At 60.0% G+C, this 21470-nt stretch carries 19 protein-coding genes and 3 pseudogenes; 11 read left to right on the top strand and 11 right to left on the bottom strand.

Annotation, left to right across the window (positions count from 1 at the left end):
• Nucleotides 1–181: 181 nt before the first annotated feature.
• The gene (locus tag LRP59_RS08605; protein WP_032499656.1) at nt 182–664 is read right to left on the bottom strand and encodes a GNAT family N-acetyltransferase; all 483 of its coding nucleotides are present in this window, start codon (nt 662–664) and stop codon (nt 182–184) included.
• A gap of 135 nt (nt 665–799) precedes the next feature.
• On the opposite strand from LRP59_RS08605, the gene LRP59_RS08600 reads away from it, so the two are divergent.
• Together LRP59_RS08600 and LRP59_RS08595 are read left to right on the top strand one after the other, a co-directional pair.
• Nucleotides 800–1231, top strand: coding sequence for a GtrA family protein (locus LRP59_RS08600; protein WP_002521981.1), 432 nt, complete (start codon nt 800–802; stop codon nt 1229–1231).
• A gap of 134 nt (nt 1232–1365) precedes the next feature.
• A complete protein-coding gene (locus LRP59_RS08595; protein WP_002521980.1) occupies nt 1366–3294 on the top strand; it encodes an OPT family oligopeptide transporter in 1929 nt (642 codons plus the stop codon).
• A 42-nt stretch (nt 3295–3336) separates the two neighbouring features.
• Here the strand turns inward: LRP59_RS08595 and LRP59_RS08590 are convergent, their stop codons facing one another.
• Both LRP59_RS08590 and msrA read right to left on the bottom strand, forming a co-directional pair.
• Complete coding sequence (locus LRP59_RS08590; protein WP_002514146.1) at nt 3337–4200, bottom strand: aldo/keto reductase; 864 nt, start codon at nt 4198–4200, stop codon at nt 3337–3339.
• A gap of 115 nt (nt 4201–4315) precedes the next feature.
• A pseudogene (msrA, locus tag LRP59_RS08585) lies at nt 4316–4948 on the bottom strand (peptide-methionine (S)-S-oxide reductase MsrA).
• A gap of 156 nt (nt 4949–5104) precedes the next feature.
• On the opposite strand from msrA, the pseudogene LRP59_RS08580 reads away from it, so the two are divergent.
• Together LRP59_RS08580 and LRP59_RS08575 are read left to right on the top strand one after the other, a co-directional pair.
• Nucleotides 5105–6738: pseudogene (locus LRP59_RS08580) on the top strand (sodium-dependent transporter).
• Nucleotides 6735–6839, top strand: coding sequence for a methionine/alanine import family NSS transporter small subunit (locus LRP59_RS08575; protein ID WP_014604538.1), 105 nt, complete (start codon nt 6735–6737; stop codon nt 6837–6839). The pseudogene LRP59_RS08580 and the gene LRP59_RS08575 overlap by 4 nt, the downstream one beginning before the upstream one ends.
• 27 nt (nt 6840–6866) lie before the next feature.
• On the opposite strand, the gene LRP59_RS08570 is transcribed toward LRP59_RS08575, so the two are convergent.
• The gene (locus LRP59_RS08570; RefSeq protein ID WP_002521978.1) at nt 6867–7583 is read right to left on the bottom strand and encodes a uracil-DNA glycosylase; all 717 of its coding nucleotides are present in this window, start codon (nt 7581–7583) and stop codon (nt 6867–6869) included.
• A gap of 134 nt (nt 7584–7717) precedes the next feature.
• Between LRP59_RS08570 and LRP59_RS08565 the strand changes: the two genes are divergently transcribed.
• On the top strand, nt 7718–8878 hold the full coding sequence (locus LRP59_RS08565) for an AI-2E family transporter (protein ID WP_002521977.1): 1161 nt from the start codon (nt 7718–7720) through the stop codon (nt 8876–8878).
• Nucleotides 8879–8881: 3 nt separating this feature from the next.
• Here LRP59_RS08565 and LRP59_RS08560 read toward each other — a convergent pair whose 3' ends face one another.
• Nucleotides 8882–9271, bottom strand: coding sequence for a hypothetical protein (locus tag LRP59_RS08560; RefSeq protein ID WP_002533415.1), 390 nt, complete (start codon nt 9269–9271; stop codon nt 8882–8884).
• Here LRP59_RS08560 and LRP59_RS08555 point away from each other — a divergent pair.
• A complete protein-coding gene (locus LRP59_RS08555; protein ID WP_023269228.1) occupies nt 9270–9899 on the top strand; it encodes a hypothetical protein in 630 nt (209 codons plus the stop codon). The two genes, LRP59_RS08560 and LRP59_RS08555, sit on opposite strands and share 2 nt — an antisense overlap.
• Before the next feature lie 101 nt (nt 9900–10000).
• Here the strand turns inward: LRP59_RS08555 and greA are convergent, their stop codons facing one another.
• Complete coding sequence (greA, locus tag LRP59_RS08550) at nt 10001–10507, bottom strand: transcription elongation factor GreA (RefSeq protein ID WP_002514137.1); 507 nt, start codon at nt 10505–10507, stop codon at nt 10001–10003.
• 21 nt (nt 10508–10528) lie between these two features.
• Nucleotides 10529–10954 carry a DUF4307 domain-containing protein gene (locus LRP59_RS08545; RefSeq protein ID WP_002514136.1) on the bottom strand — a complete coding sequence of 142 codons (426 nt, stop codon included), beginning with the start codon at nt 10952–10954 and terminating at the stop codon, nt 10529–10531.
• A 26-nt stretch (nt 10955–10980) separates the two neighbouring features.
• On the opposite strand from LRP59_RS08545, the gene LRP59_RS08540 reads away from it, so the two are divergent.
• Nucleotides 10981–11172, top strand: a complete 192-nt coding sequence (locus LRP59_RS08540) for a hypothetical protein (RefSeq protein WP_002518097.1) — start codon at nt 10981–10983, stop codon at nt 11170–11172.
• A gap of 77 nt (nt 11173–11249) precedes the next feature.
• A complete protein-coding gene (locus LRP59_RS08535) occupies nt 11250–13265 on the top strand; it encodes a thioredoxin domain-containing protein (RefSeq protein ID WP_002514135.1) in 2016 nt (671 codons plus the stop codon).
• Nucleotides 13266–13286: 21 nt separating this feature from the next.
• Here the strand turns inward: LRP59_RS08535 and uppS are convergent, their stop codons facing one another.
• Nucleotides 13287–14108, bottom strand: coding sequence for a polyprenyl diphosphate synthase (gene uppS, locus LRP59_RS08530; RefSeq protein ID WP_002514134.1), 822 nt, complete (start codon nt 14106–14108; stop codon nt 13287–13289).
• 144 nt (nt 14109–14252) lie between these two features.
• Here uppS and LRP59_RS08525 point away from each other — a divergent pair, with 144 nt between their 5' ends.
• From LRP59_RS08525 to LRP59_RS08515, 3 genes are all read left to right on the top strand, one after another.
• The gene (locus tag LRP59_RS08525) at nt 14253–14924 is read left to right on the top strand and encodes a hemolysin III family protein (protein ID WP_002521973.1); all 672 of its coding nucleotides are present in this window, start codon (nt 14253–14255) and stop codon (nt 14922–14924) included.
• A gap of 116 nt (nt 14925–15040) precedes the next feature.
• On the top strand, nt 15041–16420 hold the full coding sequence (locus tag LRP59_RS08520; RefSeq protein ID WP_002521972.1) for a PhoH family protein: 1380 nt from the start codon (nt 15041–15043) through the stop codon (nt 16418–16420).
• A 79-nt stretch (nt 16421–16499) separates the two neighbouring features.
• Entirely contained in the window at nt 16500–17015 is a 516-nt protein-coding gene (locus tag LRP59_RS08515) for a DUF4245 domain-containing protein (RefSeq protein ID WP_032504785.1), read from the top strand.
• A gap of 26 nt (nt 17016–17041) precedes the next feature.
• Here LRP59_RS08515 and LRP59_RS08510 read toward each other — a convergent pair whose 3' ends face one another.
• The 3 genes and pseudogenes from LRP59_RS08510 to LRP59_RS08500 all read right to left on the bottom strand — a co-directional run bounded on the left by LRP59_RS08510 (nt 17042) and on the right by LRP59_RS08500 (nt 21374).
• Complete coding sequence (locus LRP59_RS08510) at nt 17042–17278, bottom strand: exodeoxyribonuclease VII small subunit (protein ID WP_002514130.1); 237 nt, start codon at nt 17276–17278, stop codon at nt 17042–17044.
• Nucleotides 17275–18522, bottom strand: a complete 1248-nt coding sequence (gene xseA / locus LRP59_RS08505; RefSeq protein ID WP_002521970.1) for an exodeoxyribonuclease VII large subunit — start codon at nt 18520–18522, stop codon at nt 17275–17277. Before xseA ends, LRP59_RS08510 begins: the two co-directional genes overlap by 4 nt.
• Before the next feature lie 80 nt (nt 18523–18602).
• Nucleotides 18603–21374 (bottom strand): annotated as a pseudogene (locus LRP59_RS08500) (alkaline phosphatase family protein).
• Nucleotides 21375–21470 lie beyond the last annotated feature (96 nt).

Genomic DNA, 21470 nt, shown 5'->3' with positions numbered 1-21470 from the left:
ATTGATCCATGTGTAGCCATGCCACGTGGGAGGCATGGCTAGCATGTCCTAACACTCGCTAATAGTACCTGCCTAGCGTGTGCTATCACTACAACACTAGCCAAACACGACCAGAAGCCATCACAATCGAAGTATGTGGACCGACCATGCACACCAGGGCCAGCTAACCACAACAAACGCCTCAAGCCGGGTCAACACGCAACATAACCACACGCCTACCACGATACGACACCACCACAAACCCCACCCGACGACACACCCGCACCAACCACCCACCACCAACACCAACACTGAGACTTACAGACTTAATTCCGTTCGCACTGCACGTGTCGAGGAGGCTTTCCAGAAGGTATCCGCCGAGCCCCTGCTCACGGTGGTGAGGGGAGATTGCGATGACCAGTTCTGGAATTCCGGGGGCAACAAATCCATAACCTGGGTCCGAGGCAGGCAAATTGCGGACCCATGCGGCGCCGACGGGGGTGTCGTCAACAAGACAGATAAGCCCTACTTGGTCGGGCGTCCAGCCATCGATGTAATGTGCGATAGCTGGATTTGCGCGGCACTCTTCGACGTCGAGTGGCCCGGATGTACCGCCTGCCGCATGTCTCAGGACGTGGACCATGAAAGGTAGGTCTGCGGGGGTTGCCCGTCTCGTCGTAGCCATGACGTCAGGTTACCGATCGGTGACGACGATCCTTGATAGGGCTGCAAGAATAGGTTTGTGGTAACAAGTGCGAGGCGCATCCGGGCTAGAAAGGTTCCCCGGCGTTCTGTTCCCCGCGCGTTCGCGAGAGGATGCTTGACGGTTCACTCCGTCCTGCCTTTTCCCTTGTCTGGCCTGCCCGTTACCTTCATCGGTTACTGCATTATCAACGGGTTGGGGTTCCTTATCGATATGAGCCTATTGGCCGTTTTCTTCCGAGGGGTAGGTTTGCCGTATCCGGTGTCGGTGTCTCTGGGGTACGGGCTGTCGGCCGTCTACTCATTCGTTGTGAATAGATGGCTGAACTTCCACTCTCACGGTAACCTCGGTCGTCAGAGCGGACGCTACGTGGTGACGATGGTGACAAATTACGTGTGCCTAACCCTGGGATTGTCGTCCTTGCTGGAATCCTTGAGCGTTCATTTTGAGCTCGCTAGGTTCACCGCGGCTTGCGTTGAGGGCCTTTACGTCTATTTGATGTTGAGTATTTGGGTGTTCCCGAAGTCCGGGAGACGACAATTGGCGTGAAGGGCGTTGCTTTCCATACCTTGGGGCTCTGATGGTGGCATAGTGGTCAAGCCATCTTATGGAAGAAGGGGAACATGTCTGACCTATCGAGCTCGTCAGCGCCGGCCCGACGGTCGGGAACCTCAGTACGTGAATTGACCTTCCGAGGCATCATCCTCGGTGGCCTCATGACGTTGATTTTCACCGCGGCGAATGTTTACCTCGGGCTCAAGGTCGGTTTGACCTTCGCCACGTCTATTCCTGCTGCCGTCATCTCGATGGCTGTGCTGCGTCACTTCAAGGGACACTCGGTCGAAGAGAACAACATCGTCCAGACGATCGCGTCGGCGGCCGGCACCCTCTCCGCGATTATTTTCGTGCTGCCCGGACTTATCATGGTCGGCTGGTGGTCAGGTTTCCCGTACTGGACCACCCTCGCTATCTGTCTAGTCGGCGGCATCCTCGGCGTTATGTACTCGATTCCGCTGCGTCGGGCGCTCGTGACCGGCTCGGATCTTCCCTACCCTGAGGGCGTCGCAGGAGCCGAGGTGCTCAAAGTAGGCGATTCCGCTGGTGCGGCCGAGGCTAACAAGGTGGGTCTGCGAGTCATCATCGTCGGTTCTGTGGTCTCTGCAGCGTACGCCCTGTTGTCGGATCTTAAGCTTGTGAAGTCGGCGCTGACCAAGCCTTTTAAGACGGGCGACAGTAGCGGCTCGATGGTTGGCGTGAGCATGTCGATGGCGCTCATTGGCGTCGGTCACTTGGTTGGTATTGCCGTGGCCGCGGCCATCCTCGTCGGTCTCTTTATCTCGTACGGTGCGATCCTGCCGTGGCGGGTATCCGGCAAGGTTGGTAGCGACCTTACGGTGATTCAGGACGTCTTCACTAGCGATGTCCGCTTCGTCGGTGCTGGCACCATCGGTGTTGCGGCTATCTGGACTCTTGTCAAGGTCATTGGCCCCATCGTCAAGGGCATCAGCGATTCCATAAGTTCCTCCAAGACGCGTCACGAGGGCGGCGAAGTCCCACTGACCGAGCGTGACCTACCGGTTTCTGTTGTCCTCACCGTGGTGTTGATCTCGATGATCCCGATCGGTTTCATGCTGTGGGGATTTGCTCGCGACATGGTTGTATCGCGGTCCATGACCGGCGTCATCATCGTCAGCTTGGCGTTCATCCTGCTCGTCGGTCTGGCTGTTGCTTCTGTATGCGGTTACATGGCTGGTCTCATCGGTGCATCCAATAGCCCGATTTCCGGCGTTGGCATCCTGGTCGTCCTGGTGGCTGCTCTTCTCATCAAACTCACCTATGGTGCTGTTGGTGGTGGTGAGACGGTCAAGCTGGTGGCCTACACCCTGTTTACCGCATCCATCGTCTTTGGTATCGCGACGATCTCGAATGACAACCTGCAGGACCTCAAGACTGGTCAGTTGGTTGGTTCGACGCCGTGGAAACAGCAGGTTGCGCTGATCATCGGAGTTATTTTTGGTTCGGCGATCATCCCGCCCGTCATGCAGCTCATGCAGAGCGCCTTTGGTTTCCAGGGTGCCCCCGGTGCTGGTCCGAACGCTTTGCAAGCCCCACAAGCTACCCTTATTTCCTCGCTGGCGACTGGCGTTTTCGGCGGGTCTCTTGACTGGGGACTCATGGGGATTGGTGCCCTGGTGGGTATCGGCGTCATCGTCGTCGACGAGATCCTCACTCACACCACCAAGAAGTTCTCCCTTCCGCCGCTAGCCGTCGGGATGGGCATGTACTTGCCGATGACCCTGTCCTTGACTATTCCGATTGGCGCCGCGCTTGGCTGGCTGTTCGACAAGTGGGCGGCCCACACCGCCGGTGATGTCGAAGGTAAAAAGCGGACCGGAATCTTGCTGGCCACGGGCCTCATCGTCGGTGAGTCAATCTTCGGTGTCATCTATGCTGCCATGATCGCGGCCGCGGGATCCGAGGACGCCATCGCCATCGCGCCTGAGTCGTGGAACAGCGGCGCTGGGATCGTCGGAGTGATCGCCTTCGCCGCTGCAGTCGCGTTCCTGTACCGGTGGACCAAGCGCCAGGCGAAAGAGCGCGTCGAAGCGTGAGAGGAGCGATCACCGAGTGCACTCGGCCACCTCGACGAGCTATCACGGAAGCTGGGCAAGCTCCTCGTCGTCCAGCGTGACGTCGACGGACCTGAGGGAGTCAAGAATCGTCTGGGAACGGTGAGACCCGGGAATCGGGATGACGTGCGGGCCCTGGCTCAGCTCCCAAGCAAGGATGACCTGTGCCCGGCTGATGCCACGGGCGTCGGCGATGCGCTGGAAGGCCGCGAATGCGTCCTCGTCGAGGGGACGACGATACCCGCCCAGCGGGCTCCACGCGACGAAGGCTAGGCCGAGTTCGCCGCATAGCTCCAGTTCCGGACGCGAGGATAGAAATCCTGGGGAGAACTGGTTCTGCACCGCCACGAGACGATCACCGAGAATGCTGTGGGCCAGTCGAATCTGGTCGGGATTGGCATTAGAGATGCCTGCGGTACGCGCCAAACCGTCGTCGAGGATTCCGGCCAGAATCCACACCATGCCTTCGTATTCGACCTTCGGGTCAGGGCGATGCAAATACAGTAGATCGATCTGGTCGGTACGCAATGCCTCAGCCGAGAGCTTCGCGTCGCGACGCAGTCGTTCCGGTGACCCGTCAACATCCCAGACGGGTTGCCCGGCGTCGTTGAAACAGCGAAAATGCCCGACTTTAGTGGCCACCGAGATTGTCGAATGGTCACCATCCCATGACGCCAAGGCATCGGTGACGAGCCTTTCGCCGTACTGCTCCACGCCTCCTGACTCGTAATAGGCCCAAGCGGTGTCAATGTGGGTGCATCCCGCGTCGAGGACGTCATGGAGGATGTTGATCGCGATCTCGCGATCGGGACGGCCCTCAATAGACAGCGGCATCGAGCCGTAGGCAATTGCTGACGTACGGAATGGTCCGATCTGGCGGTACTTCATACATCTCCTTTAGTAGTGGTCGTATCCATGATGCTCCGGTGGTGTGGCAACTACATCGTGCCCTGCGTCGCGACCAAGTGCATTGATCGTAGGACGTGGGAGAGATCTGCTTCGCTCACGAGCCGGCGAGGCATACCCCGGTGGCGTGAACGGGGCAGTAACCGAAGGGGTTGTCTTCGAGATACTGCTGGTGCTCGGCCTCCGCCAGGTAAAACTCGACGCCGTTGGCCATGGAGATCGCGGTCGTGATGGCCCCATAACCCGCGTTGAGTAGGTTGGCTTGGAAAGAGCCTTTGACGGTGGTGGCCGTCATGAACTGTTCGGTGGTGGTGCACCAGATTGCCGAACGGTACTGTGTGCCCACGTCGTTGCTCTGGCGCATTCCCTGAGTAGGGTCGTGGTTTTCCAGGAAGACAGTGAGGATCGCCTCGGTCGAGACCTGATTGGGGTCGTAGGTTACTCGAACGGTTTCGGCGTGTCCGGTGCATCCCGTGCACACCTCGTGGTAGATGGGGTTAGGGGTGAGACCGCCCATCTACCCGACGGCGGTCTGCAGCACTCCGTCGGTGTTCCAAAACAGCTTTTCGGCTCCCCAAAAACAGCCCATGGCTAGGTAGATCGTCTCTGAGCTTGGGAAGGGACGATCGAGCCGGTCTCCGGTCACTCGGTGGAAGAACGGCATCGCCAGCACTGGGGTATGACCCCCTGGTAGTGCGTTCTCCGATGAGACCATCTCGGTTTTATTCATGTGCCGTCTCCTCGCAGGCCAGCTCTCTCGTCACGGATTCAACGAATCACGTCAGCGATCCATTCCTGCCTATCTCAGTGGATGGTCCATGATCCGGTCTCCTCCCTTCAGTATGTGAGACTTTGTCACCAAAGTTCACTGCACGAAAGGATCAACATGTCTGACCCTGCGCAGTCCGGCGCAACCGTCGCAGGTGGGGGGGGGGGGAGAGAGAGAGAGCCACTCGAAAGCCCCAGCGGCGTGAGAGTTTCGCCGGCCGAGGCGCCTTTCTCATCGCTGCGATCGGTTCTGCGGTCGGCTTGGGCAATATCTGGAGGTTCCCTTATGTCGCCTATAGCAATGGTGGTGGAGCCTTCATCGTGCCTTATCTGGTAGCGCTGCTCACCGCTGGTATTCCGTTGCTCTTCCTCGACTACGCCGTCGGGCATAAGTTCCGGGGCTCTCCGCCGATGGCTCTACGCCGTCTCCACAGGCGCATGGAGGCCATCGGTTGGTGGCAGACCCTCATCTGTTGGGTGATCGTCATCTACTATGCGGTCATCATTGCCTGGGCCATTCGCTATGTCGGGTTCTCTGTGACGAAAACTTGGGGACACGACCCGGAGGGGTTCCTTACGGGCAGCTTCCTGCACGTGGCTAGCAACGTTGACGTCGAGTTCCACTTCGTGTCTGGAGTGTTCTGGCCATTGTTGTTGCTATGGCTTTTTGTGCTTGCCATCATGGCTACCGGCGTCGAGAAGGGCATTACCCGGGCATCGTGGATCTTCATGCCGCTGCTCGCGGTGATGTTCATTACTCTGGTTATCGTCGCTCTTACCCTTGACGGGGCCTCGGTTGGACTTAATGCATTGTTCACCCCATCGTGGGGTGCGCTGGGTAACTATCAGGTGTGGATGGCGGCTTACGGTCAGATCTTTTTCTCGCTATCGGTGGGGTTCGGGATCATGGTGACCTACGCCTCCTACCTCAAGCCGAAGTCTGACCTGACGGGATCTGGCCTGGTCGTCGGATTCGCGAACTCTTCGTTCGTAATCCTCGCGGGCCTCGGCGTCTTCGCTGCCCTGGGATTTATGGCGACCGCTTCCGGTAAGCCGGTGAGTGAGGTCGCCGGCTCGGGAATTGGCCTGGCCTTCATCGCTTTCCCACAGATCATCAGCCAGGCCGGTGCTGTCGGACCAATTCTGGGAGTGCTGTTCTTCGTCTCCCTGGTCTTCGCTGGCATCACCTCAATGATCAGCTTGCTCGAGGTCGTCATCGCTGCTTTCCGAGAAAAGACGGGTATCTCGCGTAAAGCTGCTACTTGGATTATCGGCGGTGTGACGGCCATTGCGTCGATCGTGTTGTTTCCGACGACGACTGGTCTCAACCTGCTCGACGTTACCGACCACTTCATCAACAACATCGGCATCGTTGGGGTTGCCCTGCTCGCATGCCTCGTCATTTCCTGGGCGCTGCGGAAGCTGCCGGTGTTGCGCGATCACCTCAACGAGTACTCCTCGTTCCAGGTCAACAAGGTGTGGATGGCCCTGGTCAGTGTTGTCGCCCCGCTGGTCTTGCTGAGTCTGTGGATCACGGAGATCATCACTGTCGTGAGTAAGGGATATGGCGAAATGCCCAGAAACTTCGTTGGGATCTTCGGCTGGGGAATGTCCATCCTCGTCGTCGTTCTGGCGATAGTGCTGTCACTCATCCCGTGGCCACATCGCTCGGCGATTCATCATGAGCTCACCCACGAGGAGGAGCTGGCCTGCGAAAACTTCCAAGAAACCGAGGAAGGAGCCCTGTCATGAGCACTTCAGCGATCATCATGATGATCATTGCGATGGTCACGGTGTGGGGCGGACTAGCTGCGTCGGCCATCTCGCTCTTCCGACATCCTGAACAGGACTGACGTGAAAGATGCCACGAGCCGAGTCGATCAGTGGGACGACAAATCCCAGTTGATGGGGTCGGCCCCTTGCTGTACGAGCAATTCATTCGTGCGACTAAACGGTCGAGATCCGAAAAAACCGTACCGGGCTGACATGGGGGAGGGGTGCGAGGACTTTACGATAGGAACTTTGCCCAGCATGGGCTCTAGGGACTGCGCATCGCGTCCCCACAGGATCGCCACCAGCGGACCGCCGCGCGCCACCAAAGCTTCGATCGCCGTCTGGGTGACCTCCTCCCATCCCTTGCCTCGATGGGATGCTGGCCGCCCCGGCTGGACTGTTAGACACCTGTTGAGAAGCAGTACGCCCTGTTCAAACCAGCCGGTGAGATCACCGTGCTCACATGGGGCAATACCGAGATCTGACTGCAACTCGGTGTAGATGTTTTGCAAGGACCGCGGCAGCGGTCGGACATCCTGCTCCACTGAAAAACTCAAACCCACCGGATGCCCGGGCGTCGGGTAGGGGTCCTGACCGACGATAAGTACGCGAACATCAGCCATCGGGCGGGAGAAAGCACGCAGAATACGGTCACCATGAGGTAAAAAGCCTTTCCCGGCAGCCGTCTCCGCTCGTAGGAAGTCGCCCATCTCGTGGATCCGGGGTTCCACTCCTGTCAATGCCTCTGCCCAGTCGGGGGTAACGAGTTCAGCAACGGGATGAGCAACCACGGTGGCCTCCAAGAGAATACATACGGATGACATGCATGACGCTACCCTGTGATCGCGCCTTTTGAGACCGCAGCCCCACCACACTATTCTGGAAGGAACCCATGAAGCTCTTTAGCTCGGGTAGGAAGACCCCCACGTCGTCACCGGCATCTTCGCACGCCGGGGCTATGGATGAGACGGTTGGCGTCACCTCCACGTCCGAGGCCGCTAACGTCGCTACTCAGCCCGTCCCTACTCCCGTCGAAGACGTCCCTAATGGTGTGCGCACCGCTGCCGGATGGTGTTGGCGGATGATCGTTATTGCGGCCTTCATCTATGGCCTCTACCAAGCGCTCCACGCGGCTTCTGAGGTGTCCGTGCCAGTCGCGGTGGCTCTTATGCTTACTGCTGCCATGTGGCCACTAGCCAACTGGTTGTCGCGACATCACATCCATCGCGGTATCGCGTCGGGAATCTGCTTATTGCTCCTTGTCATCCTTGTTGGTGGGGTGTTCACTCTCGTCGGAGCCCAGATCGCTCTGCAGTGGCGTCAGTTGGGTGACCAAAGTGTCGCTAGCTTCAAACAGGCTCTGCAGTGGCTGGCCAAGAGCCCCCTGCACACCAATGAGGCTCAACTTACCCACCTCATGCAGAAGGCCGAGGCAGCCATGGCCGGCTCTCAAGGGCGCATCGCCTCGACTGCTGCTGCTGCCGGTTCCCAGATCGGACGGTTCGGCGCCGGTCTTGTAATGGCGCTGTTTGCAACGTTCTTTTTCGTCTACGAGGGCGACAAATTGGCCGAGAAATCGGCGGTTTTGATCCCGCGCGAGCATCGTGCCGCAATCCTCGACGCCGCGAAGCGCGGCTGGGTTGCGCTGGTCGCCTATGTGCGCGCTGCGGTCATCGTCGCATTTGTCGATGGTCTGGGCGCCGGGATCGGAGCCGCTATTATCGGGTCGTCAATGTCAGTGGCGATTGGCGCTCTGACATTCATCTTGGCCTTCGTCCCCATTGTCGGTGCGCTGACGGCTGGTGTCGTCGCCGTCGGCGTGGTGCTGGTGACGCTTGGATTCTTCAAGGCCTTCATCATGCTTATCGTTTTCGTGGCCGTCATGCAGATTGAGGGACACGTCCTGCAGCCCTTCCTGTTGGGCAAGGCCGTTTCCATTCATCCGCTCATCGTGCTGCTCGGCATTGCTGTCGGTGCCATCATCTCCGGCATCGTGGGCGCTCTGTTCGCCATTCCGATCGTTGCCTTTGGGGTAGCCTTCATCAAGGCTTTGAACCCCGAGACCCCGGCGAACGAAGTCCCGCCGAGCCACGATGACCTGGCTGCTGAGCACACGTGAACATTAACCTGTTGGGCTCCCCCGTAAAGTTGATGTCATGAGCGCTGACATCACCGCTATCCTCGAAGACCTTGCTGCCGGGAGGATAGACACCGCCGAGGCGAATCGCCGTATCGCTGCCGCTGGACAAGACCAGCCCACGTCTGGGGTGACGAGTGGCCCCGATTGCGGCCCGGGCCCCCGGCACGGGGCTTCTGAGGATGACGCTCCGGGGGCTGATAGCAGTTCGCTAGGTGGGTTTACGATTCCCTCAGAGGCGAAGGAAGGACTTCGGTCTGCATGGCGAGTCGTGTCCGGAATGGCTGACAGCGTCGGAGAAACCGTCGCCTCAACGGTGTCGTCCGGGTCGCGCCGAGCCAGCGGAGGCAACGATTCGGAGAGAAGTGTCGACATGACGACGGATCTGGACCGGGTACGCATCAACTGCAGCGGACGTCGAATTCGGCTTATCGGGGACCGATCGATTCCAGGTGTGCAGATTGGGGGCAAACACACCCGGCGACGCATTGGACGGGTTGTTGAAATCGGGATCGATGGACATCTGGCTCCGGACCTCGGCGTCCTCAAGAGATTCCGCCTCCCGACCGGTATGGACGGGGTCAAGGACTTGAGCTTCGGCCGTGAGGTGACGGTTCGGGTGCATCCTGATCTTCCTGTTGACATCGAGCTGTCCGGTGGCTCACTGCGGGCCAGCGGAGTCGAGAGGTTCGGGCGTGTGCGTGTTACTGCTGGTGTTACCGAGATCGACGGAGTGCACCAGATTGAGGATGGGCTCTTCCAAGCGGGAAGTGGCAGCATCACCGGGCGCATCGATACTGGTCGCTCCCAGATTCGCGTCGAGTCGGGCAATCTCAACATCAAGCTGGCGGGCGGTTCCAACGTGTCAGTGCGGGGCAAGGCGCAGACCGGCATGATCTCCTGGCCCGAAGGTGGAGAGGTTGATGAATACGTCATGGGCAACGGATCTGCTCGTCTCGACCTTACGTGCTTGGTCGGGCGGATTGCCGTTCGCGCGCTGTGAGATAGCGATATCAGGCAGAACACGATGAGGGCAGGGTGCATAGCGCCCTGCCCTCATAGCGATTAACGATGTTGTACGACAATGTGTGTGACGAGTGAGTGTCACTCCTCGAACGGCTCGACGTTAAGGATCGTCACCTTGATCGTCTTGCCATTGGGAGCCTGGTATTCGGTCGACTCGCCCTTCGAATGGCCCAAAATGGCGCCGCCAAGGGGAGATTGCGGTGAATAGACGGAGACGTTGACGGAATCGTCAAGGCCCATCACCTGACGCGATCCCAGCAGGAAAGTGTCGGTGTCGGACTCGTCGTCAAAGTAGCAGATCGTCACCTTGGAACCTGGCACGACCTCGTCGGGAGAGGACGGGGCCTCGCCCACCTCAGCATTACGCAGCATCTGCTCGAGTTGACGGATGCGGGCCTCGGCCTGCCCCTGCTCCTCACGGGCGGCATGGTAGCCGCCGTTCTCAGAAAGGTCGCCTTCCGAACGGGCGTCGGCAATCTTGTTGGCAATGACGGTGCGGCCTTCGCCTTTGAGGTACTCCAGCTCCTGAGTGAGCTTATCGAAGGCCTCTTGGGTCAGCCACACAGTGTCTTCAGACTCAGGCATCTATTCATTCTACCGCGAGTGTCACCTGATCGGTCCACACTTCTCCAGATCGGCGGTGACAGCCCGCGAGAAGGTCTTAACGCTGGCGCGGATTGTTTCATCCTGCGATGAGCTTGCTGGGAAGGTCACCGTCGTCTCCCCAACGCGTACATGGTCAGCCCCGGTTGCGACCAATGTGCAGGAGCCTGCGACGGATGGGTCGGGACGGTGCAGCTTGATGGTGGCGTCGACGCGCGAATCGGACGCCGCGTGGTAGCCGTGCAAGCTGGCTCGGATCGGCAGATCAGCGTGATAGAGCCCCGTCCATACTGTCCATCCGATGAGGATTACCGCCAGCACGATGATGAGGACGACCCACGGTGCGCGGCGAGGGCTGGGGTAGCGATTCGCGATGCGCTCGCGGGCCTCGTCAGTGAGATAACGGTCAGGGGTTGGCACGTGGCCCATTGTGCCCTAGGGCGTAGGCTCTCAGCATGACAGTTCTTGCAGCCCAACTTGTGAGTACCGGCCTCGCTAACTTTCTGTGCTGCCTCGTTCTGGCTGTCTTCGGCGTCGTCGCGTGGATCAGTATTCGTCACAACATCCGCGGTATCGACTTTGACGAGGTTCCTTGCGGCCCGGCCCTCAAGGAGAGTCACAGAGAAGACGCGAATCGCGGCATCTGAGCCCCAATCGACGGGACTCCACCCAGACCAGGCTGACCAGTGGTCGAGAATGGGGTTGTCCTCGTAGGCTGACTGCTATGCCTAATCACCTTGGTGAGTCCACCAGCCCGTACCTTATCCAGCACGCCGCGAATCCTGTCGACTGGTTCCCCTGGGGAGAAGAAGCGTTCGACGAGGCCCGTCGTCGGGACGTGCCTGTCATGGTTTCAGTGGGCTACTCGAGCTGCCACTGGTGCCACGTTATGGCGCTGGAGTCTTTCAGCGACCCGGAGGTGGCTGAGGTCGTCAACGCCAATGTCGTCCCCGTTAAGGTCGATCGAGAGGAGCACCCGCAGGTCGACGCGGCGCTGATGCAGGTGACCTTGGCGATGACCGGCCAGGGTGGGTGGCCTAATACCGTGTTCCTCACTCCTGAGGGCAAGCCATTCTTTGCCGGAACCTACTTTCCGCCGGTGCGCCGTGGCAGGTTGCCGGGGTTCGTCGAGCTCGTGGAAGCTCTCGGTGGGGCGTGGCGTGAGCGTCGTGACGAGGTGGTGTCTTCCGCGGAGGCGATCGTCGAGCACCTGCGCCCTGTTGAGAAGGACCCCGAGGTTGCCCGTCCGATCGCTGGGGAGCTCATTGACGCTGTCGGAGCCGACTACGACATCGTTCACGGTGGGTTCGGGGGGCCGACGAAGTTTCCCAATGCGACGCTGCTCGACGCCTTGCTCGTCAAGGGCGACCCGACCAGCCTCGATATGGCCCAGAACACGTGTGAGCATTTGGTTCGTGGTGGCATTTTCGACCAGGTCGGTGGCGGATTCCACCGTTACTCCACTGACTCGCAATGGGCAGTGCCGCACTTTGAGAAAATGCTCTATGACAATGCCCTGTTACTGGCAACGATGGCCCGTTGTTGGCGTCGCACCGCCGACCACGACTCCGATCGCCGTGATCTGTACTCCCACGCCGCTCGTCGCACCGTAGCATGGCTCAATCGAGAGATGCGGCTGCCCAACGGTCTGTATGCCGCCGGTCTGGACGCCGATTCCGACGATGCCGCTGGACACACTCACGAGGGCATCTACTACCTATGGAATCAAGATCTGATTACGGACGCATTAGGAACCGACGAGGCCGAGTGGCTGCGCCCCCTCGTGCATCTCGAGCCTTGTAACGACAACGGTTTGGGCACTCTACAGCTGCGCGGGCGCGTCGAGTGGGAGCGCATTAACGCCGACATGGACACTTTGCTCGAGGCCCGGGGGCGTCGCAGTGCCCCCGCTCGTGACGAAAAGGCGATCACAGCGTGGAACGCCATGCTCATTGACGGTCTCGTCGAGGCCGGCATGATCCTGCGCGAATGGTCATGGGTGGAGCAGGCCCGCGAGCTCGCCGACTCGTTGTGGACCGCGCATTGGGATGACGGCATGGCGCTGCGCACTTCTTTCCACGATCGTCCGGGAGTTCCGGCGGTGTGTGAGGATTACGCTTGGGTCGCGCTGTCCTTTGCTGGCTTGGCCGGGGCAACGGGGGAGTCGGTGTGGCTAGATCATGCCGTCGAGGTGCTTGGCGAGGCGGTTGCTCGATTCAGCGCTGTCGATGGCAGTTTTCTTGACGCCGAGAATTCATTCCTGCTGACGGTGACCGCTCACACGCTGACCGACGACGCCTGCCCCAGCCCGACCGCGGCCATGGTCATGGCCCTGCGCAGAGTGGGGCTCATGGCCAAGCGTGCCGACTTCATCGAGCGTGCCAACAAGGCCTCCGTGGCCCTACTTCCAGTGGTGTCAGCAACGCCGCGATTCGCCGGTTGGGCCCTGGCAGACTTCCTCATTACTGACGAGGCTCGTCGTGGTCTCAAGCCGGCAGGAGTCGTTATCGCGGATACGACCGACGAGCCTAGTGACCTGGCCGCTGCGGCGTGGCGAATGGCCCCAGCAGGGTCAGCGATCATGCGTCGACTTAACGAGGACTCTGGGTTTGGCACTTGGTTCAACGAGCGCGTCCCGCGTGATGGTCAACCGGCTTGTTGGGTATGCCGCGGCGCGGTGCGCTTTGAGCCGATAACCGACTACCTGGACCTCAAAGAACCGCTCTGGCGGCGAGCCTGAGGTCGTCGCCCCAGCAGCGGATTAGCGACCATAGCGCCGCTCCCGCTGGGTGAAGGAGCGCAGCGCCCGCAGGAAGTCAACCTTGCGAAAATCGGGCCACAACGCCTCGCAGAAGTAGAACTCTGAATGGGCGCTTTGCCACATGAGGAATCCGGAAAGACGCTGCTCTCCTGAGGTGCGGATAATGAGGTCAGGGTCAGGCTGGCCCCGCGTGTACAGGTGGTCCTCGATCTGGTCGATTTCCAGGGTTCGGGCTAAGTCAGCCAGGCTGGTGCCTTTCTCCGCCTCTTCGGCCAGGAGGGAACGGAAGGCGTCACGCAGTTCATGACGGCCTCCGTAAGCTACCGCGACGTTGATATGCATACCGACATGCCCGGCGGAGGTGTGACCGGCCCGACACAGCGATTCGGCCATGTCGTCTGGGAGAAGATCAAGGTCGCCAACGGCCTGGACCCGCCACCGTGAATTATCTGCTAACGAGTCGACGAGGGACTCGATGACCTTGAGCAGTGGTCCGAGCTCGCCGGTTTCGGCTCGTTGTAAGTTGTCAGTCGACAGCACCCACAAGGTGATGATTGGGATGCCAACAGCGTCGCACCATGTGCAAAACTCTCTAAGGCGATCTGCCCCCGCCTCGTAGCCAGCCACCAAGGGTTCTCCCGGAGCGTTGAGGCGGGCCCAGCGACGGTTGCCGTCAGCCAGGACTGCGACGTGCTGGGGTAGACGGCTGCGGTCGAGTTGGTCGAGGAGACGAGCCTCGTAGGTGGTGTACAGCAGACCGGACGGGTGCATGCGGTCGAGGGTCTCACTGACCTTCGACAGGCGGTGGTCCAGGCTGCTCATAGGTCCAGATTAGTCAGTGCCTGGCACAAACGGTTGCTAGCTCGCGTTATGAGGCGAGATCGCGTCGTGGGTATAGGGCAGGGTAGGCTGGAAAAAGAAACCTACCGAACCGTAGGTTTGCAGTAGGTGAGGGGAGGACGACGCATGGCGACCGGGTGCAGCAGCAAGACCAAGAATCGTAGTTTGGTGCTCCCTAAACCGCGGCTGCGTGGTTGGGTTCACACCGTGATGGCCCCGCTGATCTTGCTCGCCGGAGTTGGCCTCATGATTGCTACGCCGACTTGGGGAAACCGATTTGCCGTCGGGGTGTGGATGCTTACCGGCCTAGAGCTGTTCGGGAATTCAGCGGTCTATCACCGAGTGCCATGGGGTGCGAAAGTCAAGGATGTTTTGCGACGCATCGATCACGCCAACATCGCCGTGTTTATTGCTGGAACGTATACCCCGTTGGCTGTCTCCCTGGCGACCGGCGCATCTCGGGTGATCTTATTGGCGATTATTTGGGCCTGCGCGCTGCTCGGGGTCGCGTTCCGATTCGTATGGAACGGCGTGCCCCGATGGGCCTCAACGATCCTCTACGTCGTCATGGGATGGACCGCGCTGTGGTGGCTCCCTCAATTCTGGCGCACATGCGGGCCGGCAGTTGTCATTCTTATCCTCATTGGCGGGGTGTTCTACACCGTCGGAGCAATCTCCTATGCCCGTCAGAAACCCAATCCTTCACCTACCTGGTTTGGGTTCCACGAGGTTTTTCACAGTTGCACGGCGGTGGCAGCGATCTGTCACGCCGTTGCTATTGGGCTTGCCGTCATCTGACTAACTGGTGAACTCTGGGCGAATGGGAGAACCACCCGCTCTGATGCCACCACGCTGGCTCTACATTTGATGTCAGAGGGGCCGCTTTCGACGCCTCGATGACGTTTCCTTCCTCGATGCGACCTCTCACGTCACGGGAGGTTTTTGTGTCCGTCGGTCCAGAAGGCTCCGAGCGAGCCCACAGCCTGATCCCGGAGGCACCTGAGGGGAGGCGAACCTACGTCCTCGACACCTCGGTCTTGCTGTCTGACCCCCGCGCTTTGCTCAATTTCGCCGAGCATGAGGTGGTCGTGCCGATCGTCGTCATCACTGAATTAGAGGGTAAGCGTCATCACCCCGAACTGGGACACTTTGCCCGCGCAGCGCTGCGCATCCTCGACCGGCTGAGGCTTGAGAATGGCGGCCTCGTAGGACCAGTGCCGGTCAATGACGAGGGAGGTGTGCTGCTCGTCGAGCTCAATCATTCCGACCCACTGTGCCTACCTGACGGTTTCCGGCTGGGGGACAACGACACTCGCATCCTGGCGGTCGCGCAAAGCTACCGACTGGCCGGGCACTCGGTCGTCTTGGTGACGAAGGATTTGCCCCTGCGTGTCAAAGCTTCGGCGATTGGCTTGGAAGCTGAGGAATACCGTCACGAGCTCGTCCCCAGCAGCGGTTGGACCGGCATGGTGAACCTCGAGGTTCCGGACGAGATGATCTCGACCCTTTACGAGGAGGGGAGCGTCGCCGATTCGATTTTCGACGAGATTCCGGTGCACGCCGGACTGGTGTTGGAGGGGCCGAACGGAACAGCTTTGGCTCGGCGGATGCCGGACGCCTCTGCCCGTCTTGTCCCGAATGATCAGGAAGCTTTCGGGATTCGCGGTCGCTCCGGAGAACAGCGAATAGCACTCGATATGTTGCTTGATCCCCAGGTTGGAATCGTCTCGATGGGAGGACGGGCCGGAACAGGGAAGTCAGCTCTCGCTCTATGCGCAGGTCTTGAGGCGGTCATGGAACGCCAACTCCACAAGAAGGTCATGGTGTTCCGGCCGCTCTATGCTGTGGGGGGCCAGGATCTGGGCTACTTGCCCGGTGACGAGGGAGACAAGATGGCCCCGTGGGGGCAGGCAGTCCTCGACACCCTCACTAGCGTGACGAATAACTACGTCATCGAAGAGGTAATGTCGCGCGGAATGCTCGAGATCCTGCCGCTGACACACATTCGAGGTCGGTCCTTGCACGACGCCTTCGTTGTCGTCGATGAAGCCCAGTCCCTGGAGCGCAACGTGTTGCTGACGGTGCTCTCGCGTATTGGCCAGAATTCGCGGGTGGTGCTCACCCACGACGTTGCCCAACGGGATAATCTCCGCGTTGGTCGCTACGACGGAGTGGCAGCGGTTGTGGAGAGGCTGCGGGGCCACGACCTGTTCGGGCATGTCACCTTGACTCGCTCGGAGCGCTCCCCGATTGCTGCTCTGGTGACATCGATGATGGAGGATATGGTCGGCTGAAGTGAACTGAGGCGACGGTGTGGGTGGCATCTGCAACAATCAACAGGTGCCACGCAATCCCAGAGCCGGTGTCAAGGACATGCTTCTGTCCCTGGTGATCATCCTCGTCCCGGTGATGCTCATCGTGTGGTTCTTCACCAGAACCCCTGATGAGCCGAATATCCAGCAGGTCGACTGGAAACCAGTGGTGGCGTCGGCGCGATCCCATGCGGGATACCCGGTGCTGGCTCCCAAGGAGGTTCCGGAGGATTGGCGGCCGACCAAGGCCCGCTATGCCAACAAGGGGGATCGTTGGGTAGGCAACACCATCTCCGCAGGGAACCGGTGGGAGTTGGGATTTCTGACAAGCAAGAACATCTACCTGGCGGTGGATCAGTCCGATGAACCTGGCAGGGCATTCGTCGCCTCCGTGACAAGGTCGGCCATTGAAGATGGCAAGGTCTCGGTGGGCCGATATACCTGGACGAAGATGGTCAGCCCAGACGATCGCACCCACGCCTTAGTGACAAAGATTAGCTCCGCGACGGCGGTGATCGTCGCGGACACTGATTATCGAGTTCTCACCGATTTTGCGGGGATGCTGGCGACGTCTTGACCTTTCGGCATGTGGGCCGCTCGGCGTCAGGGCTGCGCAGTTTCGGCGTCAGATCGTGCCGCTTCGATGCGGGCCCGCGCCCCGTTGAGCCATGACTGGCAGATGTCAGCTAGTTTCTCGCCGCGCTCCCACAAAGTCATGGTTTCGGCTAGGGAGATCCCACCGGATTCGAGCCGGGTGACGATTTCGACCAGTTCGTCGCGTGCGGCCTCGTACGTGATTTCCGGTTCCTCGGGAGCTGAGTTCGGGGTGGTGTCGGTCATGAGTTCTCCTGGAAGGTGGGACGGTTTGGGGTGCGGCGGTCGAGGGAATCGACGGTGACGCTGAGGGTACCGTCAGACAGGTAGACCAATAGGTTCGCGCGTGCGGTGGTGTCATTGACTGAGGTGATGGAGTCGCCCTCCGTGTCGGCGAGGATGGCGTAGCCGCGATCCAAGGTGGCCTTGGGCGACATTGCTCGCACGCGCTCAAGCATGTGGTTGACGTCGCGGCCCTCGGCGTCCAGGACGCGGTGAGTAGCAAGACGTAGACGTTGCAGTGTGGAGTCGAGCCTTTCTACCGCGATATCGAGAGTGGCTGCTGGATTGACCATTACTGGGCGGGAGCGGATCTGAGTGAGGTGTCCGCTTTCGACGTCGATGAACCTCGTAACGGCCTGGCGAAGTTGAGCTCTGGCTGTCTCGATAGCTTGGGACTGCTCAGCAGCATCCGGGACGATGAGCTTGCCCGCGTCAGTGGGCGTCGACGCGCGTAGGTCAGCGACGAGATCGAGAATCGGATTGTCACGGTCATGACCGATGGCCGAAACGACGGGAGTCCGGGTGGCGTAAACCGCTCTCACCAGAGCTTCGTCGCTGAAGGGGAGGAGGTCTTCCAAGGGGCCACCACCGCGGGCAATGACGATGACATCGACGGTGGGGTCGGCGTCAAGGTCAGCGAGGGCGGCGATGATCTGTTGGGCCGCCATGGGGCCCTGTACCCGGGTGTTGTGGACGACGAATCGGGCGGCAGGCCAGCGCAACGTAGCATGACGCTGGACGTCACGTTCAGCATCGGAGCCAGCCCCGGTGATGAGACCGATACCGCGGGGCAAAACGGGAATCGGCCTATGGAGGGTGACATCGAAGAGCCCTTCAGCCTCGAGAAGTCGTTTGCGTCTCTCCAGTTGGGCGAGGAGCTGGCCCTCACCGGTGGGGGTGATCTCGGAGATTTCGAAGGAGAGCCTGCCAGTGCGCGACCACACTGTCGGTCGGATGAGGGCGGTAACCGTCATGCCCGTCTCGATTGGTCCGGCGGCGTCGAGGACCCTGCGATGGCAGGTGGCGCTGGCCGAAATCTCCTCGATGGGGTCGCGCAGGGTGAGGAACTGTGTCGGGCTGGAGCGTCTGGTGACCTCAATGACCTGGGCTTGCACCCAGATGGCTCCGCAGCGCTCGACCCACCCTTTGACGGCGTTGACGACCCACGCCAGGGAGCGCGGATTGTCGGCGGCGTTCGGCTCGACCATGGCCACTACGCTAGCCGACAATGACGACAGGAGTGTCGGGCCGTCACCATAACAGGCAGCGGCCCGAACCCCTCAAACGATCACATTCCAGTGCGCGGAAGGCCTGGGTGACGGCCCTCACCTCTGTGGCTGCTGTTGCTGGGCATGACGGCGGTAGGAACGGTTGGCGTTGAGCCCGGTTTGGGAGAGCAGGGATCGATGCCTTGCGCAGGATCGAACCGCTTGTCGTCAGGAGTCCACACCGGGAACCCCTTGGCATCCTTGGAGTAGCTGCCTAGCTCATCCAGGTCGACATCTCCAGGCTTGAGTTTTTCGCCCTCGTCGTCATCATCGTCATAGATCAACACGGGGCCGGACTGGATCACCGAGTGCTTCGGTTCGGGCATCGTGGATCTGGCGCCTTTGACGGCTTTCCAGATGGCCTTGTTGAACACTTGCTCGTCAATGTCATCCTCCTTTGTGGTGTCCTGCTCGCCGGACTCCTTGGCCATCGGGGCTTTGGGGGTGTTGAGCGTCTTCATGTCATAGGACGGACTGGCCGCCTGGTAGGGAGTCAGGTCGGGCTTATCGGTGAAGGCGGCGGACATCGGGGTAGAAAAGGCGTCGAATTGGGTCAGCGGACCTATACCGAGAATGCCCTCCATTGTGTGCAGCATCGATACTGTCGAGTAAAAGGTGGAATCGACCCCACCAGTGCGGGTCTATGGGCTGATGACCTCGCCGATGGTGCGATGCGCGTCGACGTGGTCGGGGCCGTTCTGGGCATCGTCCTCAGTGAGGAAGATCGCGGTGTCCTTCCAGATGGGGGAATGGGATACGGTCTCGACGAGCTGGCCGATGGCCTGATCGTTGTCTGCGACGTAGGCCTGGGGAGTCGGGACCCCGACTTTGGTGGCCTGGGTGTGGTCGTTACCGAAACGAACCAACTGGACCGTCGGTACGCTTCCCTTAGCGAGCTGTTTATTGAAGTCGGACTTCCACTCGTCAACACGAGATTTTGGCCCGCAGTTTTTGGCCATCGGCGCGAAGGACCTAGCCGAATCCGGGCAGTCCAAGGTCCAGCCGATGAAGTCGTGATCGGTGTTCGGATCGAGGATCTTCTTGTCGACTTCGTGAGCCTTGCCCTTCTTGTCGAGCGTGGTGTAGAAGCCGTAATTGCGGAAGCTGATGTTGTTTTTCGACAAGTGTTCCCAGAAGTATGAATCGTGCTCCTTCGCGCGGGACTCCGGGTGGTTGTTTTCGGCCGGGTATGGCGCGCCACGACCGGAGTAATTTGACGGCCACATCTCCTCTGACCACGGATTCGAGTTTGCCTGAGAGACCCAGTTCCATCCATTGGCCGAGACTTCGGCGTCGGCGTAGAAGTTGTCGAAGGTCGTGAATTGACGAGCCAGGGCACGGGTGTTGGGAGCTGACTCATCGCCGAAGAGGTTGAGCGACGGATCGGCATTACCGCGGCCGTTGGACCCCAGTTCTTGATCGAAGGTGCGGTTTTCCCGCACGATGTAGATGACGTGCTTGATCTTGCTCGACGTAGTGCCGATCTGGTTGGGGACGGCGCTACTGCGGGCAGGATCGTTAGCGGTGTTGTTCTTTTCCACGGTAGCTGTCAGCTTGGCCAGGGTCGCTGCGTCAGGCTCGCTGACGGTGGAGAGCAGACCTTTGATCAGGGAACCGGAGTACTGGTTCTCGGCGGTATCGTGCGGGTCGGTGGGATTGGGGTGGTTCGGGCCGTTGTTCGGCCCCGCTCCCAGCCCTTTGGCCGAAGTGATGCTCAGCTTGCGGCCATGGGCGAGAACCTGCGTCGGGTACCAGCCAGTCGGAATGTCCCCGATAACCTTGCGAGTTGCGACGTTGATGACGGCAACCTCATTGTGTCCCGAGTTGGTGACGTAGAGACGCTTGCCGTCTTGGGAGAAGGCCAGACCGGTCGGATTGGCACCTACCAGTTTGGAACCGTTGCGGTTGACCGGGATGGTGGCGGTCTGGCGATGAGATGTGACGTCGACCACTGAGATGGTGTCGGCGTCACCATTAGCGACGTAGAGGGACTTGCCATCGGGGGTCAGCACGGACTTGTTGGGATGGAAGTCTACGTTGATTTTGTGGGTCGCCAGTGGCTGGGATTTGGTGATGTCAACCTCGGCGACGTCGGCCCCGCCTTGGGAAGAGACGAACGCTTTGGTGGAGTCCTTGGAGAGGGTCACCCAGACCGGGCGGTGCCCGATGTGGGTCGTCTGAATCTTGTTGGTGGCCAAGTCGATGACGGAGACGGCATCAGCGAGCTGATCTGCCACGACGAGGCGTTTGCTGTCACTCGTGACGGCGAGCCCAGCCGGGTACAGGTTGACCTTTGTGAGCTTCGGGCTGACGATCGGCATCTGGATAGCGCTGGTTTCCACGAGTTTGCCACAGTCGAAGTGGTACGTGCGGATCTTGTGGTTGCCGGCAGCGCTGGCGAACAGGTGTGTGCCGTCAGGGCTGAAGGCCAGCCCCATGTACAGGCCTTCGGGAGATTTATAGGGGATGGTCTGGATGACCTTGCCAGTGGCAGTTTCGATGACCTGCAGAGACTGGGTTCCCTGACCGTTATTGCTGACGATGAGGTACCTGTTATCGGGGGATAAAGCTTCATTGAGCGGGAGGTCACCAAGGGTGGTGAGCTGACCGGCTGGAGTCAGCAGCTGACCGACAGTAGTACGGCCAGTGGAACCCGAAATCGGTCCGGCCTTGTCGGAGGACGGAGCCGCATGAGCTGGGGAGAAGGCTGCTATTGCGGTAACAACGGCACACGCCGAGGCGAGACCTCGGCGCAGTCGTCTGGATACGTGGGTGTCATGAGGAGCGCTCATATTCCAGAACGTAGGAAATAGAAATGGCACCTGAGGGACACCACAGATGCACCTTCAGGGAACTTTAGGTAAACGGACTTTCTGCGGGTCCTCGGC

The organism is Cutibacterium sp. 37298, assembly GCF_023838685.1.
In the GTDB taxonomy this organism is placed as follows: domain Bacteria; phylum Actinomycetota; class Actinomycetes; order Propionibacteriales; family Propionibacteriaceae; genus Cutibacterium; species Cutibacterium acnes.
The sequence above is the reverse complement of the archived record's forward strand: the minus strand, read 5'-3'. Positions and strand labels throughout refer to the sequence as shown.